The sequence below is a fragment of the Amycolatopsis nalaikhensis genome, assembly GCF_030264295.1.
Classification (GTDB): domain Bacteria; phylum Actinomycetota; class Actinomycetes; order Mycobacteriales; family Pseudonocardiaceae; genus Amycolatopsis; species Amycolatopsis nalaikhensis.
Genome location: NZ_CP127173.1, coordinates 1,065,052 through 1,087,426 on the forward strand (window position 1 = coordinate 1,065,052; position 22,375 = coordinate 1,087,426).

Annotated in this window: 3 protein-coding genes and 2 pseudogenes; 3 read left to right on the forward strand and 2 right to left on the reverse strand. The window is 72.6% G+C overall.

What is annotated here, in order from left to right:
- Positions 1–35: 35 nt before the first annotated feature.
- The 3 genes and pseudogenes from QP939_RS05240 (at position 36) to QP939_RS05250 (ending at position 5,652) form a co-directional block, all read left to right on the forward strand.
- The gene (locus QP939_RS05240; RefSeq protein WP_285459658.1) at positions 36–1,283 is read left to right on the forward strand and encodes a nucleotide sugar dehydrogenase; all 1,248 of its coding nucleotides are present in this window, start codon (positions 36–38) and stop codon (positions 1,281–1,283) included.
- A 1,711-nt stretch (positions 1,284–2,994) separates the two neighbouring features.
- Positions 2,995–3,387: pseudogene (locus QP939_RS05245) on the forward strand (AAA family ATPase); the annotation flags it as partial.
- Positions 3,388–5,271: 1,884 nt separating this feature from the next.
- Complete coding sequence (locus QP939_RS05250) at positions 5,272–5,652, forward strand: helix-turn-helix domain-containing protein (protein ID WP_285459660.1); 381 nt, start codon at positions 5,272–5,274, stop codon at positions 5,650–5,652.
- Positions 5,653–6,060: 408 nt separating this feature from the next.
- Here the strand turns inward: QP939_RS05250 and QP939_RS05255 are convergent.
- Positions 6,061–11,904, reverse strand: a pseudogene (locus tag QP939_RS05255) (SDR family NAD(P)-dependent oxidoreductase); the annotation flags it as partial.
- Positions 11,905–11,912: 8 nt separating this feature from the next.
- Positions 11,913–22,367, reverse strand: coding sequence for a type I polyketide synthase (locus QP939_RS05260; protein ID WP_285455404.1), 10,455 nt, complete (start codon positions 22,365–22,367; stop codon positions 11,913–11,915).
- Positions 22,368–22,375: the final 8 nt, after the last annotated feature.

Here is a 22,375-nt window from a genome sequence, read left to right on the forward strand (position 1 = left end):
CCGTCCGCCAACCGGAAGAATTCGAGGAAATCGCCATGGCTGACACCGATCGGCACATAGTAATTCTGGGGATCGGGTACACCGGTCTGCCCTTGGCTGTCGCGCAGGCGCGCCTCGGCCGCCAGGTGACGGGTTTCGACATCAGCACGGAGCGCGTCGAAGCCGTCAACGCGCTGCGGTCCCCTGTGGACACTGTGCTGGACTCCGACCTGGCGTCGGTTTCGGGGAACCTGACCGCGACGACCGACCCGTCGGTGCTCGCGGAGGCGGACGTGGTGGTGGTGTGCGCCCCGACCCCGGTGCGCGAGGACGACCAGCCGGACCTGGTGCCGCTGGAGTCGGCGATCGCGACGGTCCGGGACCACTTGAAGCCGGGCCAGCTGGTGATCGTGGAGTCGACGACGTACCCGGGCACGACGGACGGGCTGCTGCTGCCGATCCTGGAGGAGTCGGGCCTGCTGGCGGGCGTCGACTTCGACCTGGCGTATTCGCCGGAGCGGATCGACCCGGGCAACGCGAACTTCGACCTGAGCAACACCCCGCGCCTGGTGGGCGGGCTGACGGACCAGTCCCGCGACCGGGCGGCGGAGTTCTATCGTGGCGTGACGCTGGTGCACCTGACGAAGGGCATGCGCGAGGCGGAGGCGGCGAAGATCCTGGAGAACACGTTCCGCCAGGTGAACATCGCGTTGGTGAACGAGTTCGCCCAGCTGTGCCACAGCATGGAGCTGGACGTGTGGGACACGATCAAGGCGGCGGCGACGAAGCCGTACGGGTTCAAGGTGTTCTGGCCGGGCCCGGGAGTGGGCGGCCACTGCATCCCGGCGGACCCGTTGTATTTGGTCCACCACGCGACCACGCTGGGCCTGAGGTTCAAGATGGCCGAGACGGCCCACAACGTGAACAAGGGAATGCCGCTGTGGGTGGCCGACCGGGTGTGCAAGCACCTGGAGGACCGTTCGATAGCGGTGGACGGCGCGAACGTGCTGGTGCTCGGCGTGACGTACAAGCCGGACGTGGCGGACACGCGCGAGACACCGGCCGAGCCGATCGTCCACCAGTTCCTCGAGCGCGGGGCTTCGGTGTCGTTCCACGATCCTTATGTGGACGTGTTCGCCGGGCTGCAGTGCGTGCCGGATCTGGCGGAGGCGATGGCTTCGGCTGATCTGGTGGTGCTGCTGCAGCCGCACCGCGAGTACACGGCTGAGGTGCTGGGGGCGGCTGAGCGGTTGTTCGACACGACCGGGGCCGCGGGTGAGGTTGCTTCGGTGACCAGCTTGTAGGGTTTGTTCGCGTGGGAGGCCACCTCGGCTGTTGCCGGGGTGGCCTTTCTCGTGCCCGGGGTTTTGCGCTGTTGGGGGCTCGGCGAAGTGGCGTGGCCCGAGCGCGCTGAAGGGGACTTTCATCGCATCTGGTGCGCTGAAGGGGACGTTCGTCGCGTCTGGTGCGTTGAAGGGTCCTTTCCTCCCAGCGTCGACGGCAGCCGGTAGTTCCGCCTTCCCCGCCGCCTTGGCGACGGCGCCCCGCGCCGTCGCACCGCCTTCCGCGCCGTCCCGCGTCCGCGCCGTCGTTCGCTGGCCTGCGCCCCGCGGCGTGGCACGCCGCCCGCACGCCACCTCACGCCCCGCGCCGTCGCACGCCACCTCGCGCCCGTGCTCGGCTTGGCAGCCCAGCTCGCCGAGCGTCGCGAATGACTCATTGGGGACATCCGCGGTCCAGAATGAGTCATTGGCGACGGTGTTCGCGCCGCGATCTCGGCCGCCGAGGCTGCCGTCGCACGCCGCTCGCACGCCGCCAGTCGCACACCACCTCGCACCCCGCGCCGTCGCACGCCACCTCGCCATCGCACGCTGCCCCCGCACGCGGCGTCGCGCTGCGAAAGCCGCGCGGATCACGTGACCGAAATCGTTCTTCTCGCGAATGACCTGGCAAGACCCGTTCTCGGCGCGGACATCCGCCTCTTGTGAGGTTTCCGTTTGCCCGGGCGCGTCTTCCCGCTCACCGGGCCCCGCGGAATTCCGGCGGCTTTCCGCCGCGGCCCATTACCGCGTCGTCCAGCCCCGCCAAAACGGCTCCCGGGCGGCGGTCGGGTCCTCAAGAGGGTGGAGATCTCCGGCTGCCCGCCGAATTCGCATGTCCGGTTTGCCCGCTTCAGGGGTAGCCGTGGGGACCGGAACCCCTACTCGCCCCCTACTCCGGGGCACCGGCCGGGGATCCGGGTCACACCGATCCCGTCCACCTCGGGTGGAGACCCCGGACACCCCGCCGACGACCGGGTGGAGCGTCAGTTGTAGTCCGAACGGGTGACGGTATATGACTCCTTGTCAGAATTCTGCCCCGTACGGTAATGCCGCTTCCCGGCCCCGACCTGGAGATCATCTCCAAAAACGCGGGCGGACGGTGGTCTGCGCCCGCTCTCACCCCTCGGACGCGACCACGGTGAGTAGCGTTCGACCGCCCCTTCGACCACGGAGCGCCGTAGTTTAGGCCGAACGAGTTAGACCCTCGATCGATTCCGACTCGACGTCCGATTTACCCCATTCGTTCCGCCTGCCCCGCTCGTGCGTTCTGCATCCCTCCGTGACGGGCCTGCCACCAACCGTCAAAAACCGGGGTCAACTGACGCTCCGGAAGCGGTTTTTCACTCGTATGGGTGATTGAAGCCACGGGCGCGCTCGTCGGCCGACGGGAAAAACGAAGGCTTTTCAGGCTGGTGAATGCCGTCCCGGCGGGCGGTGGGATGGACTCGCACCCGCCTCCACCTGCGCTGGTCAACCCGTGCCCATCCGGCTACGTTTGTTTTTGTCGAAGAGCAGCCGGTTGACAGTTACCGGCTGTTCGTCACAGGAAGTAACTGGGGATAGCAAGCTACGCCGAAGGTTGTCACTGGGGTGGTCACACACCTTCGGCGGGAACATCACTGGGGTGATTGGCACATGGCTTTGGTGGAACGGGAAAAGGTACTAGACAGTCTGATCGAGCTTCCTCGACGAAAGCCGCGGCGGCAACGGGGTCGTCGCCCTCCTGACCGGTGGCGTGGCCAGCGGGAAGACCAGCCTCCTCCGCCGGTTCGCCGAGCGGGCCGGCGACTCCGGGGCGCTCGTGCTGAGCGCCTGCGGCTCCTTCGCGGAAGAAGACGTCCACCTGGGGATGCTGGACCAGCTCTTCGGCAACCCCCTGCTCCCGCCCGAGACGGTGACGCAGGCGCACCGGATCATGGGGTCGGCCGCGGACGCGGACAGCGGCCTGCGCTTCGACGCGCGGGTCGCGCACGGCATCTGCGTGGCGCTGCTGGAGCTGTCGAAGGAACGTCCGCTCGTCATCATGGTCGACGACATGCAGTTCGCCGACCGCGCGTCGCTGCGGACGCTGCTCTACATCCAGCACCGGATCGGTGTCTCGCGGATCCTGATGATCCTGACGGAGAGCGCGAGCGCGCGGCCGGCGCGGTCGCGGCTGCACTCGGAGATCATCCGGCAGCCGCACGCTCGGCACCTGACCGTTCCGCCGCTGTCCGTCGGCGGGGTCGCGAAGGTGCTCGCCGAGCGGCTGGGCACCGAGGCGGCCGGCCGGCTGGCCGCCGCCTGCCACCGGCTCACCGGCGGCAACCCGCTGCTCACGCACGCCCTCGCCGACGACTACGAGTCGGCCGGCAGCGGTGAGCTGACCGCGGGCATCGCCTACGAACACGCCGTGCTCAGCTGCCTGCACCGCAGCCCGGCGCACCTGGTCCGGACGGCCCGGGCCGTCGCCGTCCTCGACGGGCACGGCGGGGACGAGGACCTGGCGCAGATCCTGCGGCTCGACCAGTCCAAAGTGGCCGCCGCGCTGAACACGCTCGAGCACAGCGGGCTCGTCGAGCACAACCGGTTCCGCCACGAGCGGGCCGCGAAGGCCGTGCGCGGCGAGCTGCCCGAGGACGAGTCACGGGCGCTGCACCTCGAGGTCGCACTGCGGCTGCACCAGCAGGGCAAGCCGGACGGCGTCGTCGCGGACTACCTGCTGCGCGGGGGCGCCGCGGAGGCGTGGGCGCTGCCCGTGCTGTGGAACGCCGCGCAGGAAGCCGTGCGGGAGGACCGCACCGACGTCGCCGTGGCGTGCTTGACGCTGCCTTCGCCGGAGAACATGACCCCGCGCGAGGCGGCCGCGTTCACCGCGCGGCTGGTCCAGATCCAGAACCGCACCAACCCGGCGGCCGCGGCGATGCGGCTGGGCGCGCTCGGCGAGTCGTTCGACCAGGGGCACCTCAGCACCCAGCACACCGCCGACTACGTCTATTCGCTGCTCTGGCACGGACGGCTCGACCGGGCCGCGAGCGTGCTGGCCCAGCCGGCCGCGGAGTGCTTCGCGGACAGCCAGTGGGTGCGCGTCTGGTACCCGGAGGTCGCGGGCGAACGGCGGGCCACGGACCGCTACGACAGCGCGTGCTCGGGTCAGGCGCTCTCCCTGGCGCTGTCGTCGAAGTACCGCGAAGAGGCGCTGGCCGCGGCCGAGCAGGTGCTGGAGAGCTGCTGGCTGATCGAGGTGCCGCAGCTGGAGGAGGTCGCCGCCGCGTTGCAGGCGCTGATCCTCGCCGGCGAGCCGCACCGGGCGGACCGCTGGTGCGACGAGCTGCTGCGGATGAAGGCCGTGCAGGCGTCGCCGACGTTGCGCGCGGTGATCACCGACGTGAAGGCCGGCGTCGCGCTGCGGCTCGGCGACCTGAACGCGGCCGAACGGTGCGCGCGGGAGGCGTTGACGATCCTGCCGGCGCAGAACTGGGGCACGCTGATCGGCCTGCCGCTGGCGCACCTGGTGGACGCGCTGACCAGGATGGGCCGCTACGAGGAGGCGGCGGCCGAGCTGAAGCGCGACATCCCGCCGGGCATGCGCCGGACGGCGATCTGGCTGCAGTACCTCACCGCGCGCGGCAACCACTACCTGGCGACCGACCGGCTGCACGCGGCGCTCGAGGACTTCGCGACCGTCCGGACGCTGGCCGTCCGGTGGGACATCGACCACCCGGAGCTGGTGCCGTGGCGGCTGAGCGCGGCGAAGGCGCACGCCCGTCTCGGCCGCGCCGACCAGGCGCGCAAGCTTCTGCGCGACCAGCTTGACCGGTGTGGTGAGGAGCGAGTTCGTGCTCACGCCGTGTGCCTGCGCGCGCTGGCGGAGGTGAGTGAGTTCAAGGAGCGCCTTCCCATGCTGCGCAAGGCGGCTGAGCAGTTGCAGACCTGCGATGACCGGTACGAGCTGGCCCATGTGTTCGCCGGGCTCAGCGAGTGCGCCCAGATGCTGGGCGACTACAACCGGGCTCGGACGGCTCAGCGGCGCGCGGTTCAGCTGGCCAAGTCGTGTGGGGCGGATCCCTTGTGGCGGAGCCTCACTCCGGCTGGGGCTCCCGCGGTCACCGAGCAGGTTGCCGAGGAGCTGAGCCCTTCGACGCTCAGTGCCGCTGAGCAGCGGGTTGCTTCGCTTGCCTCGCTCGGGCACACGAATCGGGAGATCGGGCGGAAGCTTTACATCACCGTTTCCACTGTGGAGCAGCACCTCACCCGGGTTTACCGGAAGCTGAACATCAATCGGCGGACGGAACTTCCCAGCGGGCACCGGTGGCTGACGCACGCCGGTGAGGTTGAGCAGATGCCGCGGCATGAGGTGGCTTCCTGGTAGGTCGGAGTTGATGGCGGGCCGCGGTTCCCTTGGGGGCCGCGGCTTTGCCGTTCGCCGGGTGGCTGGGCGACGGCAGGCGGTTCGGAAGTGTCCGGCTGGCGGCCGCATAAGACAGAGTTGACGGCGAGCCGCGGTTGCCTTTGGGCGCCGCGGCTTCGTCGACCGGAGAGATCGGGAGACGGCCGGCGAGATCGGGGAGCGCCGGGGCCACGGGCGCAGCCCGAAGAGAAGTGTGGTTGACGGGATGGCTTGGCATGGAAGGGATATCGGTCAGGGCTGGCTTGGTTTCCATGCCAGCCACGTTAGCCGACCTTCGAACATCCGTTCACCACACGATCCGGTGAAACCGTTGGGATGAACGACAAAGGCGGGCCTCCACCTGGGAAGCCCGCCTTCGCCTACCGTGCGCTACCGAGAGAGCCAGGAGTGCACCCGTTGAGCCGTAACGGCCGCATGGTCGCGCATCATCGTGAAGTGATCCCCCGGAGTGTCCTCCACCAAAGTCCCCGGCACATCCCACGTAGCCTGCCAACCGGAACGCCCCTGCCACGACGGCAACGGCTCCCCCGCCCGCAGGAACAACGTCGGCGCGCTCAACGACGACGGCTGCCACCCGTCGAAGATCTCCAGATAGCCGCCCATGGCCGTCAGCTGGGAGTCGCCGACAGACGGAACCGACATCTCCCCCGCCAACTCGCCCTGGACGTCGGCGAGCACTGACGCACTCTGCAGGTAGGTGTCCAGAAGGACCAGACCAGACGGCCCAGAACCGAGAGACTCCAAGTGCCGAGCCAGTTCGAAAGCCACCGGCCCACCCGAAGAGTGCGCCGCCAACGCGAACGGTGACCCGTCCGTGTGCCGCAACAACGCCTCGGCCAGCGCCGCCACCAGCGCAGGCACCGAAGCAGGCAACGATTCACCAGGCCGATAACCAGGCAGGGTGAGGACCGAGGTGTCCCGAAGGTCCCGCAAGGAAGAAGCGAACCGCGCGTACTCCTGCGGCCCGGACATCGCCAGCACCGACGGCACGCAGATCAACTCAGCCCCGGCGTTCCCCTTCGCCAGCCGCACCACATCGATGCCGTCTGGCTGGTCGCCCACAGAGAACGTTGGCCGGAACCGAGCCGCCCGGGCCAGCAGTTCCACGAACTCGCCGAACCGGCCCGATCGTGACGCCTCCGTCAGCATCGGGCCGAACACCCCCGACGCCGCCACCGGAGCAGGTCCGCTCAACGATGACAACACCGTCTGCGCCACCTCGAGAACCGAAGGCTGCTCGAACACCAGGGTCGCGGGCAGCGTCAGCCCCAACGCCCCGTTGATCCGGTTGCGCAGCTCCACCCCCGTCAGCGAATCCACGCCCAGCTCCAAGAACCGCGTCCCCGCCGCGATCTCGGCCGCGTCGGGGAGGCCCAGGACGTCGGCCAGGTGCCCGCGCACCATGTCCACCAGCAGCTTCTCCGCCTCCGCCGGGTCCGCCGTCGCGATGCGGGATCGCAACTGGGACGACGATGTCGTGCGCCGCGCTGGCATCCGGACCAGTCCGCGCAGCAAGGGTGGCACCCCGTCCGCCGCCCGGAGGGCCGCCGCCACGTCCAGGCGCAGCGGCACCGTCAGCTCCCTCTCCCCCGCCAGCGACGCGTCGAACAACGCCAAGCCCGCCTTCGTCGACAATCCGCCGCCCGTGACCGACTCCGTCGACTCGCCGCGCTCCTCCCACAACCCCCACGCCATCGAATGCGCCGGCAGGCCGAGGGACCGTCGGTGCGCCGCGAAAGCGTCGAGGAAGACGTTCGCCGCCGCATAAGCGCCCTGGCCCGGGTTGCCGAACACCCCCGCCGCCGAGGAGAACAAGACGAACGCCGCCAAGTCCGCGTCCGCCGTCAGCTCGTGCAACGCCACCGCCGCGTCGACCTTCGGCCGCAGCACTCCGTCCAGGCGCTCCGGTGTCAGGCCCGTGACCAGCCCGTCGTCGAGGACCACCGCCGAGTGCACCACCGCCGTCAGCGGGTGCGCCGCCGGGATCGTCCGGAGCACCTCCGCCAAGCGGTCGCGGTTCGTCGTGTCGCACGCCGCGATCGTCACTGTCGCCCCGAGGTCCGCCAGGTCCGCCGACAGCTCGTCCGCACCTGGCGCGGCCGGGCCGCGACGGCTGACCAACAGCAAATTCCGGACGCCGTACGCCGTGACCAGGTGCCGCGCCAGCAGCGAACCGACCGCTCCCGTGCCGCCCGTGATCAGTACCGTGCCGTCCGGGTCCACCGCACGAAGGCCGTCCGCGGGTGGGGTTTTCGCCAGCCGGGGGGCCAACGCCGTGCCGTCGCGCAAGGCCAGTTCGGGTTCGTCGAGGGCCACTGCCGCGGGAAGGGCGGCCAGGGAGTCGGCGTCGACGTCGACGATGGCGAACCGGCCGGGCTCCTCCGCGGCCGCCGAGCGCAGCAGGCCGCGGGCAGTCGACGCCGCCACGCCACGCGTGACCAGCACCAGCTTGCTCCCGGAAGGTGCTTCGGCGAGCCAGCGCTGCACCAGCTCCAGGGCGGAACGGGCCGCGTTCCTGGCCGCGGTGGCGAGATCCGGACCCGAATCGTCCACAGTGGCCAGAACGATGGCGGGAGCGTCGGCAACGGAGTCGATCACCGGCAGATTCAGGCCGAGCCGGTCCGGACCCAGCGAAACCACAGCAGTGGGCTCGCCGAGCGGAACCGGCGTCCAGTCCACGTGGTACAGCGGGTCGGCCGATGGCAGGTCCCGCGTCCGCACGGCGTCGACCGAGAAGACCGGCGTGCCCGACGCATCCGTCGCCGACAGCCGCATCCCGGACGAGCCGGGTGAGAGCCGGACCCGCAACGCCGTCGCCGAAGATGCCTCCAGCCGCGCGCCCGTGAACGAGAACGGCAGCCCCGGACGTCCGTCACCGAGCAATCCGCCCAGCAACGCGCCGTGCAGCGAAGCGTCCAGCAGCGCCGGGTGGACGGCGAACCCGTCCGGTTCGGCGTCCAGGCCGACCTCGGCGAACACCTCGTCCCCACGCCGCCACGCCGCCCGCAGCCCCTGGAACGCCGGACCGTACGCGAGGCCGATCGCCGCCAGCTCGGCGTAGATGTGCTCCAGGTCCACCGGCGACGCACCGGCGGGCGGCCAGGACTCTGAGAACGGCTCCGGAGCGGAAGTCGCTGTCAGGGAACCCGTCGCGTGCATCGTCCACTCCGCGCCGTCGACACGCGAGTAGACGTCGACCGCGCGCGTGCCGTCGGTCTCCGCGCCCAGGGCCAGGTGCAGCTGAACCGACGCGTCCGCGGGCAGCACCAGCGGCGCGGCCAGGGTGAGGTCGGCGAGGGTCCCGCAGCCCCACTCGGTCCCGGCCGCGATCGCCATCTCGACGAACGCCGTCCCTGGCAGCAGGACCGCGTCCATCGCCGCGTGATCGGCGAGCCACGGGTGCGTCGCCAGGGAGACGCGGCCCGTGTAGCGCACCGCGTCCGACTCCGGGAGCGACACCGCCGCCCCGAGCAGCGGGTGGCCCGTGCCCGTGAGACCGGCCGCGGACACGTCACCAGCCGCCGTCTTCAGCGTGTCCAGCCAGTAGCGCTGCCGCTGGAAGCGGTAGGTCGGGAGGTCCACGAGACGGCCGGGAACCACTCCCGCCCAGTCGACGTCGGCGCCGTGCACGTGGGCCTCGGCGAGCGCGGCCAGGAAGCGCGGCAGGCCGCCGTCCTCGCGGCGCAGCGTCGCGACCACCGCCGCCTCGGCTCCCGCGGCTTCGAGTGTCTGCCGGGTCGGCAACGCGATCACCGGGTGCGGGCTGCACTCGACGAACACCGTGTGCCGGTCTTCGGCCAGCGCCGTGACGGCCGGTTCGTACAGCACGGCCTGGCGCAGGTTCCGGTACCAGTACTCCGCGTCGAAGTCCGCGGTGTCGTGGACCGCTCCGGTGACCGTCGAGTACATCGGGATCGCCGACCGGCGCGGGCGGATCCCGGCCAAGTCACGCAGCAGGTCTTCGCGCAATGCGTCGACCTGCGCGGAATGTGCCGCCGTGTCGAGGCCCGGCACTCGCTTCGCCCAGACGCCGTCTGCGTCGCAGGCCGCGAGGAATTCGGCGAGAGCCTCGGGTTCTCCCGAGACTCCGCAGGAAGACGCGCTGTTCACCGTCGCGACGGACAGCCGCTCGCCCCACGGTTCGAGGCGCGGCTCCAGCTTTTCCCGGCTCAAGGCCACGGTCGCCATCGCCCCGTGGCCGGACAGCCGCGCCGACACCCGGCTGCGCGCGGCGACGATCAGTGCGGCGTCGTCGAGGTCGAGGCCGCCCGCGACGTACGCGGCGGCCACCTCGCCTTGGGAGTGTCCGACGACCGCCGCGGGCTGGACGCCGTTCGCCCGCCACAACGCCGCCAGCGAGACCATCACGGTGAACAACACCGGCTGGATCACGTCGATGCGGTTCAGCTCCGGCGCGCCGGGCTCCTCGCGCAGCACCGCGAGCACGGACCAGTCGAGGTGCGCGTCGAACGCCTTCGCGCACTCCTCGGCCGCCGAGGCGAACGCCGGTGCGTCGGCCAGCAGCTCACGAGCCATCGCGGGCCACTGCGAACCCTGGCCGGGGAACACGAACGCCACCTTGCCCGGGCCGCGAGCGGTTCCCCGGACCACGAAGTCGCTCGGCTGGTCCTCGACCAGGGCGTCGAGGCCGAGACGGACGTCGCCGGTGATCGCCGCGCGGTGCGGCAACGCGGCGCGAGCCGTCGCCAAGGTGTAAGCGACGTCGGCCCGGGAGTAGTCCGAGGTCAGGAACTCTCGCAGGGCAACAGCTTGATCACGCAACGCGGCCGCCGTCTTCCCGGACAGAACCAACGGGAACGGACCATCCGGCGACGCGGCCGGTGCCTCCTCGACGACCTGTTCCAGGATGACGTGCGCGTTGGTGCCGCTGATCCCGAACGACGACACGGCCGCGCGCCGCGGGCGGTCCACCGACGGCCACGGCACGTTCTCCGGAACCAGCGCGACCGTCCCCGCGCTCCAGTCCACATGCGACGACGGGTGCTCCGCGTGCAACGTCTTCGGCACGATGCCGTTCCGCAGCGCCTGCACCATCTTGATGACGCCGCCGACGCCCGCCGCGGCCTGCGAGTGGCCGATGTTCGACTTCAGCGAGCCGAGCAGCAACGGGCGGTCGGCCGGGCGGTCCTTGCCGTAGGTCGCGATCAGCGCCTGGGCCTCGATCGGGTCGCCGAGCGACGTGCCGGTGCCGTGCGCCTCGACCGCGTCGACGTCCGAAGTGGACAGTCCGGCCGCCGACAAAGCTGCGCGGATCACGCGTTGCTGCGACGGGCCGTTCGGCGCGGTGAGGCCGTTCGACGCGCCGTCGGAGTTCACCGCCGAGCCGCGGACGACGGCCAAGACCGGGTGCCCGAGCCGCTGGGCGTCGGACAGCTTCTCCAGCACCAGCATTCCGGCGCCCTCGGCCATGCCGAACCCGTCGGCTTCGTCGGCGAACGCGCGGCAGCGGCCGTCCGGGGACAACGCCCGCTGCTGGCTGAAGCTGACGAACGCGTCCGGCTGCGCGACGACCGTCGCCCCGCCCGCCAGCGCCAGCGAGCACTCGCCGCCGCGCAGGGCCTGGGCCGCGAGGTGCAGGGTCACCAGCGACGACGAACACGCCGTGTCGACGCTGACCGACGGCCCCTCCAGCCCGAAGGTGTAGGAAATCCGGCCGGACGCGATGCTCGTCGAGTTGCCCAGCGCCGCGTGCGCCTCGGTCTCCGCCGGGATCTCCGTGGCGCCGCTGGCGTAGCTGCTGTTCATCAGGCCGACGAACACGCCGACCTTCGCCCGCCGCAGCGAGAGCGGGTCGATCCCGCCGTGCTCCAACGCCTCCCACGACGTCTCCAGCAAGAGCCGCTGCTGCGGGTCCATGCCGAGCGCCTCGTGGGGCGAGATGCCGAACAGCGCGGGGTCGAACTCCGTCGCCCCGTCGAGGAACCCGCCGTGGCGGGTGTAGGACGAGTCCGGGCCGTCCGGGTCGAGGAGGCGCTCGAGGTCCCAGCCGCGGTCGGCGGGGAACTCGCTCACCGCGTCGACGCCTTCGGAAACCAGGCGCCACAACGACTCCGGCGAGTCGACGCCGCCGGGGAACCGGCACGCCATGCCGACGATGGCGATGGGCTCTTCCTCTTCGGCCTTCGCCAGCCGCTGCCGGGTCTGGTGCAGCTCCGCGGTCACCTGCTTGAGGAAGTGCCGGAGCTTGTCCTCCGTGCCGGTCATGAGATCCCCAGTTCCTTGCCGATGAACTCGAACATTTCGTCGTCGGTGGCCGTCGAGAGCCGGTCGGCGACGTCGTCGCCGCGGTCGCCGTCCCACGCGCCGAGCAGGGCGGTGAGCCGGTCGCGGACCTGCTGCCGCACGTCGTCGCCGACGTCGGCGAGCGACGCCTCCAGCCGGTCCAGCTCGGCCAGCACCGGCGGTGCGGCGGGCTCGGCCGGGGCCAGCTCGCCGTCGAGGTACTCGGCCAGCGCGGTCGCCGTCGGGTAGTCGAAGACCAGCGTCGCGGGCAGCCGGATGCCGGTCGCGGCACCCAGCCGGTTGCGCAGGTCGACCGCGGTCAGCGAGTCGAAGCCGAGCTCGGTGAACGGCGCGGCCGCGTCGACGGCCGTGCCCGCCGCGAAGCCGAGCACCCGGCCGACCTCGGTGAGCACCAGGTCGCGCAGGGCCTGTTCGCGCTCGGCGCCGGTCATCGGCGTGAGCCGCTGGCGCAGCGCGTCCGCCGTGGCCGCCGACGCCGCCGCGGCCGACCGCAGGGCCGTCGTCGACCGGATCAAGCCTCGCAGCAGGGCCGGGACCTCGGCGGAGCGGGCCCGGACACCCGCGAGGTCGAGCTTCGCGGGCACCAGCAGTGCCGCGCCGTGGGCGCGGGCCGTGTCGAACAGCGCGAGCCCTTCGGCGGCGCTCAGCCCGGCGCCGAGGCGGGCCCGGTCGGCGTCGCTGAGCTCGCCGGTCAACGCGCTCGTGTCCGACCACAGGCCCCACGCCAGCGAGCAGGCCGGAAGCCCTTGCGCGACGCGGAACTGCGCGAGCGCGTCGAGGAACGCGTTGGCCGCCGCGTAGTTCGCCTGACCGGGCGCGCCGAAGACGCCGCCGGCGGAGGAGAACAGGACGAACTCGGCGAGGTCGGCGTCCTTGGTCAGCTCGTGCAGGTTCCACGCCGCTTCGGTCTTGGGCCGCAGGACGCGGTCCAGCTGCTCGTGCGTCAGGTTGGTGACGACGGCGTCGTCGAGGACGCCCGCGGTGTGGATCACCGCGGTGAGCGGGTGGTCGCCGGGGATACCGTCGAGCAACGCGGACAGGGCTTCGCGGTCGGCCGCGTCACACGCGGCCACGGTGACCGACGCACCCGACGCCGTCAGCTCGGCCCGCAGCTCCTCCGCGCCCGGCGCCGAGGCCCCGGACCGCGAGGTGAGCAGCAGGTGCCGGGCCCCGGACGCGACCAGGTGCCGCGCGACCAGCGAGCCGAGCACGCCCGTGCCGCCCGTGACGAGGACGGTCCCGTCCGGGTCGAACGTCCGCGGTTCCGCGACGGCTTCCGGGGTCCGGGTGAGCCGCGGGGCGAGCGCGGAACCCTTGCGCAGCAGCAGTTCCGGCTCGGTGCTCCGGATCGCCGACGGCAACGCGGTCAGGGACTCCTCGGTGCCGTCGAGGTCGACCAGCGCGAAGCGGTCGCCGTGCTCGGACATCGTGGACCGGGTCAGGCCCCAGATCCCGGCGGTGGCCAGGTCGGTGACGTCCGGGCCCACGGCCAGCGCGGTGATCAGCACCAATCGGCCGTCCCGGTCCGCGGCGAGCCACCCCTGGATCAGCTCCAGCGCCTCGCTGACCGACTGCGGGGCGGCGAGCACGACGTCGGCGTCCTCGTCCGCAGAGGGGAACGCGGTCGCGACGCCGTGGTGGTCGGTGCCCAGCACGGCGACCCCGCCGCCGGTCGCGGCGGGCAGCGCGACCGGCGTCCAGTCCAGCCCGAACAGCGTGTCGTTCGCCGCGACGGCGGACGCCCCGAGCTGCCGGACGTCGACCTCGGCGGACTCCAATGCTTCGATCTCGGCGACCGGTGCCCCGGCCGGGTCGGCCAACCGCACCGCGACGATGTTCTTCGCCGCGGGCGAAAGCCGGGCGCGCAGCGTGGTCGCGCCGGTGGCGTGCAGGCTCACCCCGGCCCAGGAGAACGGCAGCCGGACCAGGTTCGGGTCCTCGCTCGGCGTGACGAACTCTCCCAGCGACATCGCGTGCAGCACCGCGTCCAGCAGCGCGGGGTGCACGCCGAAGCCGTCGGTGCCTTCACGCACCGGCTCGGGCAGGACGACCTCGGCGTAGACGTCTTCGCCGTCTCGCCAAGCGGCCCGCAGGCCCCGGAACGTGGGCCCGTAGCCGAAGCCGGTGGCGGCGAGCTGGTCGTAGAGGCCGTCGAGGTCGACCTCCTCGGCGCCCGGCGGCGGCCACGCGGCCAGCGTGAAGTTCCCGGCTGGGGCGGTCTCGGCGAGGAGGCCGGTGGCGTGCCGGATCCACGGGCCCTGGCTGTCCTCTTCGGCGCCGCGGGAGTGGATGTCGACCTCGCCGTTCGCGCCGACCGTCACCTGGATCTGGACGGCACCGCGTGACGGCAGCATCAGCGGGTTCTGCAGGGTCAGCTCGGCGACGTGCGGACGGCCGGTGCGCGACCCCGCGTGCAGCGCGAGGTCGAGCAGGGCCGTGCCGGGCAGCAGGGGGTCGCCGCCGACCGCGTGGTCGGCCAGCCACGGGTGGCTGCCGAGCGACACCTGCCCGGTGAACAGGTGCGTGCCGCTCTCGGGCAGGTCGGTGGCGCTGGTCAGGATCGGGTGGCCGCCGCGGTTGAGCCCGGCGGAGTGGCCCTGGCCCGGACGCGGGGTCAGCCAGTAGCGACGTCGCTGGAACGCGTACGGCGGCAGCGGGACCTTCCGCGCGCCGGCGCGGCTGAAGAAGCTCGACCAGTCGACGGCGCCGTGGTGGGCGTGCAGCTCGGCGACCGACGTCAGGAAGCGCCGGAGGCCGCCGTCGCGGTGCAGGGTGCCGAGCACCGGGACCGGGCGGCCCGCGGTGGCGTCGGCGAGCGGGCCGCCGAGCACCGGGTGCGGGCTGACCTCGACCAGGTGCGTGAAGCCCTGCGCCAGCGCGGCGAGCACGGTGTCGTGGAACCGCACCGGGTTGCGCGTGTTCTCGAACCAGTAGTCGCCGGTGAGCAGCGCGGTGTCGACCGCATCGCCGCGCGTCGAGGAGAAGAACGGGATGTCCGTGCCGACCGGGCTGACCGGCCGCAGGGCTTCGGTGATCTCGGCTTCGCACGCCTCGACGCTCGGGTGGTGCGACGCGAAGGAGACGTTGACCCGCCGGAACCGGACGCCGTCGCGATCGCAGGCCGCGCCGAACTCGTCGAGGGCGGCGTTGTCCCCGGCGACGACGACCTGCGACGGGCCGTTGACGACGGCGACGGTCAGCTTCCCGTCCCACGGCTCGACTGCTTCAGCGGCCTGCTCCGGCGTCATGAGCACTGAAGCCATCCCGCCGGTGCCTTCGAGCGCCAGGAGGGCCTTGGCGCGCAGGGCGACGACCCGCGCGCCGTCTTCCAGGCTGAGCGCGCCCGACGCGGTGGCCGCGGCGATCTCGCCCTGTGAGTGGCCGATGACCCCGGCCGGGACGACGCCGTAGGAGCGCCACAGCTCGGCCAGCGACACCATCACGGCCCACAACGCGGGTTGCACGACGTCCATCCGCTCGAGCGCGGCTTCGTCGGCGAGGACGTCGAACAGGGACCAGTCGACGAACGCCGAGAGGGCCGCGTCGCATTCGCGCAGCCGCGCGGCGAACACGGGCTCGTGCTCGGCGAGGTCGAGTCCCATGTGGACCCACTGGGCGCCCTGGCCGGGGAAGACCATGAGCACCCGGTTCGTGCCGGAGCCGGTGCCGACGACGACGTTCTCGTCCTCGCCCGCGGCCAGCTCGGCGAGCCCGGCGAGCAGCTCGTCGCGGTCGGCGGCGACGACGGCACCGCGGTGCGCGAACGCCGTGCGCCCGGAGACGAGCGAGAAACCGAGGTCCGCCAGGACGAGGTCCGGCTCCGCCAGGACGTGCTCGCGCAGTCGGGCGGCCTGGCCCCGCAGGGCTTCCGGAGTACGCCCCGACAGCACGACGGGCACGGCACCCGGTGTCTTGAATGACTCATTCAGGTCTTCGGAGGTCCTGAATGACTCATTCAAGACCGCCGGGGCCTGCTCGAGGACGACGTGTGCGTTGGTGCCGCTGATGCCGAACGACGACACCGCGGCCCGGCGGGGGGCGCCCGTTTCCGGCCACGGGCGGGACTCCTGCAGCAGCTCGACGCCGCCGCCGTCCCACTCGATCTTCGACGACGGTGTCGACGCGTGCAGCGTGCGCGGCAGGACGCCCGCGCGCAGCGACTGCACCACCTTGATCAGCCCGCCGATCCCGGCCGCGCCCTGGGCGTGGCCGATGTTCGACTTCAGCGAGCCCAGCCACAGCGGCCGGTCCGGCGCGCGGTCCGCGCCGTAGGTCGCCTGCAGGGCTTGGACCTCGATCGGGTCGCCGAGCGGGGTGCCGGTGCCGTGCGCCTCGACCGCGTCGACGTCCGCTGCGGACAGTCCGGCGTTGGCCAGGGCTTGGCGGATCACCCGCTGCTGCGATGGGCCGTTGGGCGCGGAGAGCCCGTTGGACGCGCCGTCCTGGTTGACCGCCGAGCCGCGGACGACCGCGAGCACCGGGTGGCCGTGCCGCCGTGCCTCGGAAAGCCGTTCGAGCACGACGACGCCGACGCCTTCCGCAGCGCCGAACCCGTCGGCGTCCTCGGAGAAGGCCTTGCAGCGGCCGTCCGCCGCGAGCGCGCGCTGGCGGCTGAAGAACACGAACGCGTCGGGCGTCGGCGTGACGTGCACCCCGGCGGCGAGCGCCAGCGTGCATTCGCCCGAGCGGAGGGCCTGCGCGGCGAGGTGCAGCGCGACCAGCGACGACGAACACGCCGTGTCGATGCTCATCGACGGGCCTTCGAGACCGAACGTGTACGACACGCGCCCGGACACGACACTGCCCGCCGCGCCCGTGCTCAGGTGGCCTTCGACCTCGTCGGGGATGTCGCCGACGCCGGTGCCGTAGGTGGCGCCCATCACCCCGGCGAACACGCCGGTCTGGCTGCCGCGCAACGACCTCGGGTCGATCCCGGCGCCTTCGATGGCCTCCCACGACGTCTCCAGCAGCAGCCGCTGCTGCGGGTCGGTCGCCAGTGCCTCGCGGGGCGAGATGCCGAAGAACTCGGCGTCGAAGTCGCCCGCGTCGTAGAGGAAGCCGCCGCGGGTCGTGTAGAGCTTGCCGGTGCGGTCGGGGTCCGGGTCGTAGAGGTCGGCGAGGTCCCAGCCGCGGTCGGCGGGGAACTCGCCGATGGCGTCGGCACCCGCGCTGACCAGGTCCCACAGCCCCTCGGGCGAGCTGACGCCGCCGGGGAAGCGGCAGGCCATCGAGACGACGGCGATCGGGTCGTCGGCCGCCTGCACCGCCGAAACGGCCGTGACGGCGGCGTCCGCGCCGAACAGCTCCGCGGCGAGGTGCGCGGCCAGCACCTTCGGGTTCGGGTAGTCGAAGATCAGCGTCGCGGGCAGCCGCAGGCCGGTCGCGGCGGCGAGCTGGTTGCGCAGCTCGACCGCGGTCAGCGAGTCGAAGCCGAGCTCGCTGAACGCGCTGTGTTCCTCGACGTCGGCGGCCGACTCGTGGCCGAGCACGGCGGCGACCTGGCCGCGGACCAGCGCCGACAACGCCTCCAACGACGTGAACGCGCCTTCGGCCTTGGGGGCGGCGGCTTGCGCGACGCGACGCGGCCGCGCTCGCACCAGGCCGCCGAACAGCGGCGGCAGGTCCGGCACTCCGCGCAGGGCGGCACGGTCCAGCTTGATCGGCACCAGCAGGGCCCGGTCGGCGGCGCAGGCGAGGTCGAACAGCCGCAGGCCCTCGTCGACGGTCAGCTCGGTGACGCCGGAGCGTTCGAGGCGGCCGCGGTCGGCGTCGGTCAGCTCAGTCGTCATGCCCGAAGCTGTGTGCTCCCACGAGCCCCACGCCAGCGAGTGCGCGGGCAGTCCCGCCGCCCGCCGGTGCTGGGCGAGGGCGTCGAGGAACGTGTTGGCCGCGGCGTAGTTGGCCTGGCCGGGACTGCCCAGCACCCCGGACGCCGAGGAGAACAGCACGAACTGCTCGAGGTCGCGGGTCAGCTCGTGCAGGTGGGTGGCCGCGTCGACCTTCGCGGCCAGGACGCGGTGGAGCTGCTCGGGCGTCAGCGCGTCGACGAGCCCGTCGTCGAGGACACCCGCGGTGTGCACGACGCCGGTGATCTCGAATCGCCCCAGGACGTCGGCGAGGGCGGCGCGGTCGGTGACGTCGGCGGCGACGATCTCCGCACCCAGTTCGTCACGCAGCTCCCGCGCGCCGGGGGCGTCGAGGCCGCGCCGGGACAGCAGGACCAGGTGCCGGACGCCGGACGCGGCCAAGTGCCGGGCCACGGCAGAACCCAGGCCGCCGGTCCCGCCGGTGATCAGGACCCGGCTGTCGGGCGTGAACGCGGGTGCGTCCACAGTGGACAGCTGGGTGGTCGCCAGGCGCGGGGCCAGCAGCCGGTCACCGCGCAGGGCCAGCTGCGGCTCCCCCGCGGCCAGCGCGGCGAACACCGGGTCCGCCGCGACGGGCCCGTCGGTGTCCAGCAGCGCGAACCGGCCGGGGTGCTCCGACTGCGCCGACCGCACCAGGCCCCACACCGGGGCGTGGGCGAGGCCGGGCACGTCCTCGTCGCCGGCGGCGACCGCGCCGCGCGTGACCAGGACCAGCGTCGTGCCTTCGAGGCGGGCGTCCGCCAGCCAGGACCGCACTAGGGTCAGCGCCTGCTCGGCGGCCGCGTGGGCATCGGCCGCCAGGTCGCCGGATCCGTTGGGGCACACCGCGGCGAACACGATCTGCGGCGGTTCCTCGGCGGCCGCCACGGCGGAGACGTCGAGGTAGCGCACGGCCGCGGGCAGCCCGATCGGGTCCGCGCCGAGGACGCCGATCCGCTCGGGCCGCGGCGCGGCGGCCGGGTCGAGGACGGTCCAGTCGACCTGGAACACCGGTTCCGTACGGGCTTGCGGCCGCTCGGCGGCGCGCGTCCGCAGCGACTCCGCGGCCAGCACGGGGGCACCGGTGCCGTCGAACGCCGTCACGGCGACGGTCCCTTCGCCGCGCCTCAGGCGGACCCGCAACTCGGTGGCGCCCGCCGCGTGCAGGCCGACGGCCTGCCAGGCGAACGGCAGCTCCGGCGCACCGCCGTCCTCGGCGAACAGGCCGATGCCGTGCAGGGCGGCGTCGAGCAGCGCCGGGTGCAGGCCGAACGCCGTGGCTTCCTCGTGGCGGTCCTCGGGCAGGGCGACCTCGGTGAAGATCTCGTCGCCGCGGCGCCACGCGGCCCGCACGGTGCTGAACGCGGGCCCGTAGTCCAGCCCGGCGGCCGCGAGGTCGGCGTAGAGGTCGCTGACGTCGACCTGGGTGGCGTCCCGCGGCGGCCACTCCCCCACCACCTCTGGCGACGCGGCAGGCGCGGCCGCGAGCAGGCCGGTGGCGTGGAGCTGCCACGGCTCGTCGTCGTCCGCGCGCTCGTCGCGGGAGTGCACGGTCAGTTCGCGGCGGCCGTCGGCGTCGGCGGGACCGGCGAAGACCTGCAGCCGCACCGCGCTGTCCGCCGGGATGACCAGCGGTGCGGCGAGGGTCAGCTCGGCGAGGTGCTCGGCGCCGACGTGGGCGCCGGTGTGCAGGGCGATGTCGACGTAGGCCGTCGCCGGGAGCAGGACGTTGCCGAGCACGACGTGGTCGGCGAGCCAGGGCGACGTCGCGGTGGACAGCCGTCCGGTGAACAGGAAGCCGTCACCGCCCGCGAGGCCGGTGGCCGCGCCGAGCAGGGGGTGCCCGGCGGTGCCGAGCCCGGCGGTCGCGACGTTGCCACTGGTGTCGGTCGCGTCCAGCCAGTAGCGCTTGTGCTGGAAGGCATACGTCGGCAGCGCGGCCGTCTCGCGCGCGGGGAGCCACGCGCTGAGGTCGGGCGTGACCGACGTGCGGGCGTACAGCGTGGCGAGCGCGGCGAGGACACTGCGTTCCTCGGGCTGGCCGGGGTGCAGCAGGGCCGCGGTCGCGTGGTTTCCGGCGCCGAGCGTATGCCCGACGAGGGTGGTCAGGGTGGTGTCCGGGCCCACCTCGACGAAGCCGGTGACGCCCTGGGCGGCCAGGGTTTCGACGGCGGGCCCGAACCGGACGGCTTCGCGGATGTGCCGCGTCCAGTAGTCCGGGTCGGTGACCGCGCCGCCGAGCTCACCGGTGACGTTCGAAACGATCGGGATCCGCGGCTCGTGGAAGGTCAGCCCGGCCGCGTAATCGCGGAACTCGGCGAGGATCGCCTCGGTGTGCGGCGAGTGGAACGCGTGGCTGACCCTGAGCGGCTTCGCCTTGCGGCCCTGGGCTTTCCACTCGTCGACGAGCGCGGCGACGGCGTCCGGGTCACCGGAGACGACCAGGGAGTCCGGGCTGTTGACGGCGGCGATCGAGACGGCGGCCGGGTCCAGCGTCAGCTCGTCCGGGGTCGCGGCGAGGGTGGCCATCGCGCCCGGCGGCAGCGTCTGCATGAGCTGGGCACGGCGGACGACGAGCCCGGCCGCGTCCGGCAGCGAGAGCACCCCGGCGACGTGCGCGGCGGTCAGCTCGCCGATCGAGTGCCCGACCAGGTAGTCCGGGCGGACGCCGAACGACTCCAGCAGCCGGTAGAGGGCGACCTCGACGGCGAACAACGCGGGCTGCGTGTGTTCGGTTTGGTACAGCGCCTCGGTTTCTTCGCCGAAGACCACGGTCTTGACGGGCACGCGCGTGTGTTCGTCGAGGGCGGCGCAGGTCTCGTCGAACGCCTTCGCGAAGACGTCGAACGTCTCGTACAGCTCGCGGCCCATGCCCGGCCGCTGCGAGCCCTGGCCGGAGAACAGGACCGCGAGGGCGCCGTCGGTGCCGGTCCCGGTGATGGCGCTGTCGACCGCGTCCAGGGCGGCCAGGGGGACTTCGCCGCGCGGGGCGAGGATCACCGCGCGGTGGTCGAGGCGGGCGCGGCCGGTGTACAGCGTCGCCGCGGCCGCCTGCGGGTCGACCTCGTGCTCGCGCAGGTGGTCGGCCAGCTGCCGGGCCTGGGCGCGCAGGGCATCGGCGGTTTTGCCGGACAGCACCCACGGCGTGTGCGGCAACGTCGCTTCGGCGCGCTCGGCGGGTTCGACGGCGGGCGGCTCTTCCACGATGACGTGCGCGTTGGTGCCGCTGATGCCGAAGGACGAGATCCCGGCCCGGCGCGGCTCCTCGCCGCGCGGCCACTCCCGTGCCTCGGTGAGCAGCTCGACGGACCCGGCCGACCAGTCCACTTTGGACGACGGAGCGTCGACGTGCAGCGTCGCGGGCAGCACGCCGTGCCGCAGGGCGAGCGCCATCTTGATGATCCCGCCGACCCCGGCGGCGGCCTGGGTGTGGCCGAGGTTCGACTTGAGCGAGCCGAGGTACAGCGGCCGGTCGCGGTCCCGGCCGTACGTCGCCAGGATGGCCTGGGCCTCGATCGGGTCGCCGAGCGAGGTGCCGGTCCCGTGCCCTTCGACGGCGTCGACGTCCGCTGTGGACAGTCCGGCGTTGGCCAGCGCCTGCCGGATCACGCGCTGCTGCGACGGGCCGTTCGGCGCGGTGAGGCCGCTGCTGGCGCCGTCCTGGTTGACCGCGGTGCCGCGGATGACGGCGACGATCGGGTGGCCGTTGCGCTGGGCGTCGGAAAGCCGTTCCACCAGCAGCATCCCGGCGCCTTCGGAGAGGCCGGTGCCGTCGGCGGCGTCGGCGAACGCCTTGCAGCGGCCGTCCTTCGCGAGCGCGCGCTGGCGGCTGAACTGGATGAACGGCTCGGGGATGGCCATCATCGCGACGCCGCCGGCCAGGGCGAGCGAGCATTCGCCGTTGCGCAGCGCCTGGACGGCCAGGTGCAGGGTGACCAGCGAAGACGAGCACGCGGTGTCCGCGGTCAACGCCGGGCCTTCCAGCCCGAACGTGTAGGAGACGCGCCCGGCCGCGACCGCGCCGGAGTTGCCGTTGCCGAGGAAGTTCTCGAGTTCTTCGGAAACGCGGCCGAGGCGGGTGTGGTAGTCGTGGTACATCATCCCGGCGAACACGCCGGTCCGGCTGCCGCGCAACGACGCCGGGTCGATCCCGGCGCGTTCCATCGCCTCCCACGACGTCTCCAGCAGCAGCCGCTGCTGCGGGTCCATCGCCAGTGCCTCGCGCGGCGAGATGCCGAACAGCGCGGGGTCGAAATCGGCGACGTCGTCGAGGAACCCGCCGGTGCGGATGTAGCTCGTCGCCGGGCGGGTCATGGTGGGGTCGTGCAGTTCGGCCAGGTCCCAGCCGCGGTCGGCGGGGAAGTCGCCGACCGCGTCGACGCCGTCGGCGACGATCCGCCACAGCTGCTCGGGCGTGCGCACCCCGCCGGGGAAGCGGCAGGCCATCCCGACGATCGCGATGGGTTCCCGGCTCGCCTCCTCGACCTCGCGCAGCCGGCGGCGGGTCTCGCGCAGGTCCGCCGTGGCCCGCTTGAGGTATTCGAGGTACTTCTCTTCGTTCGCCACAGCGGGGC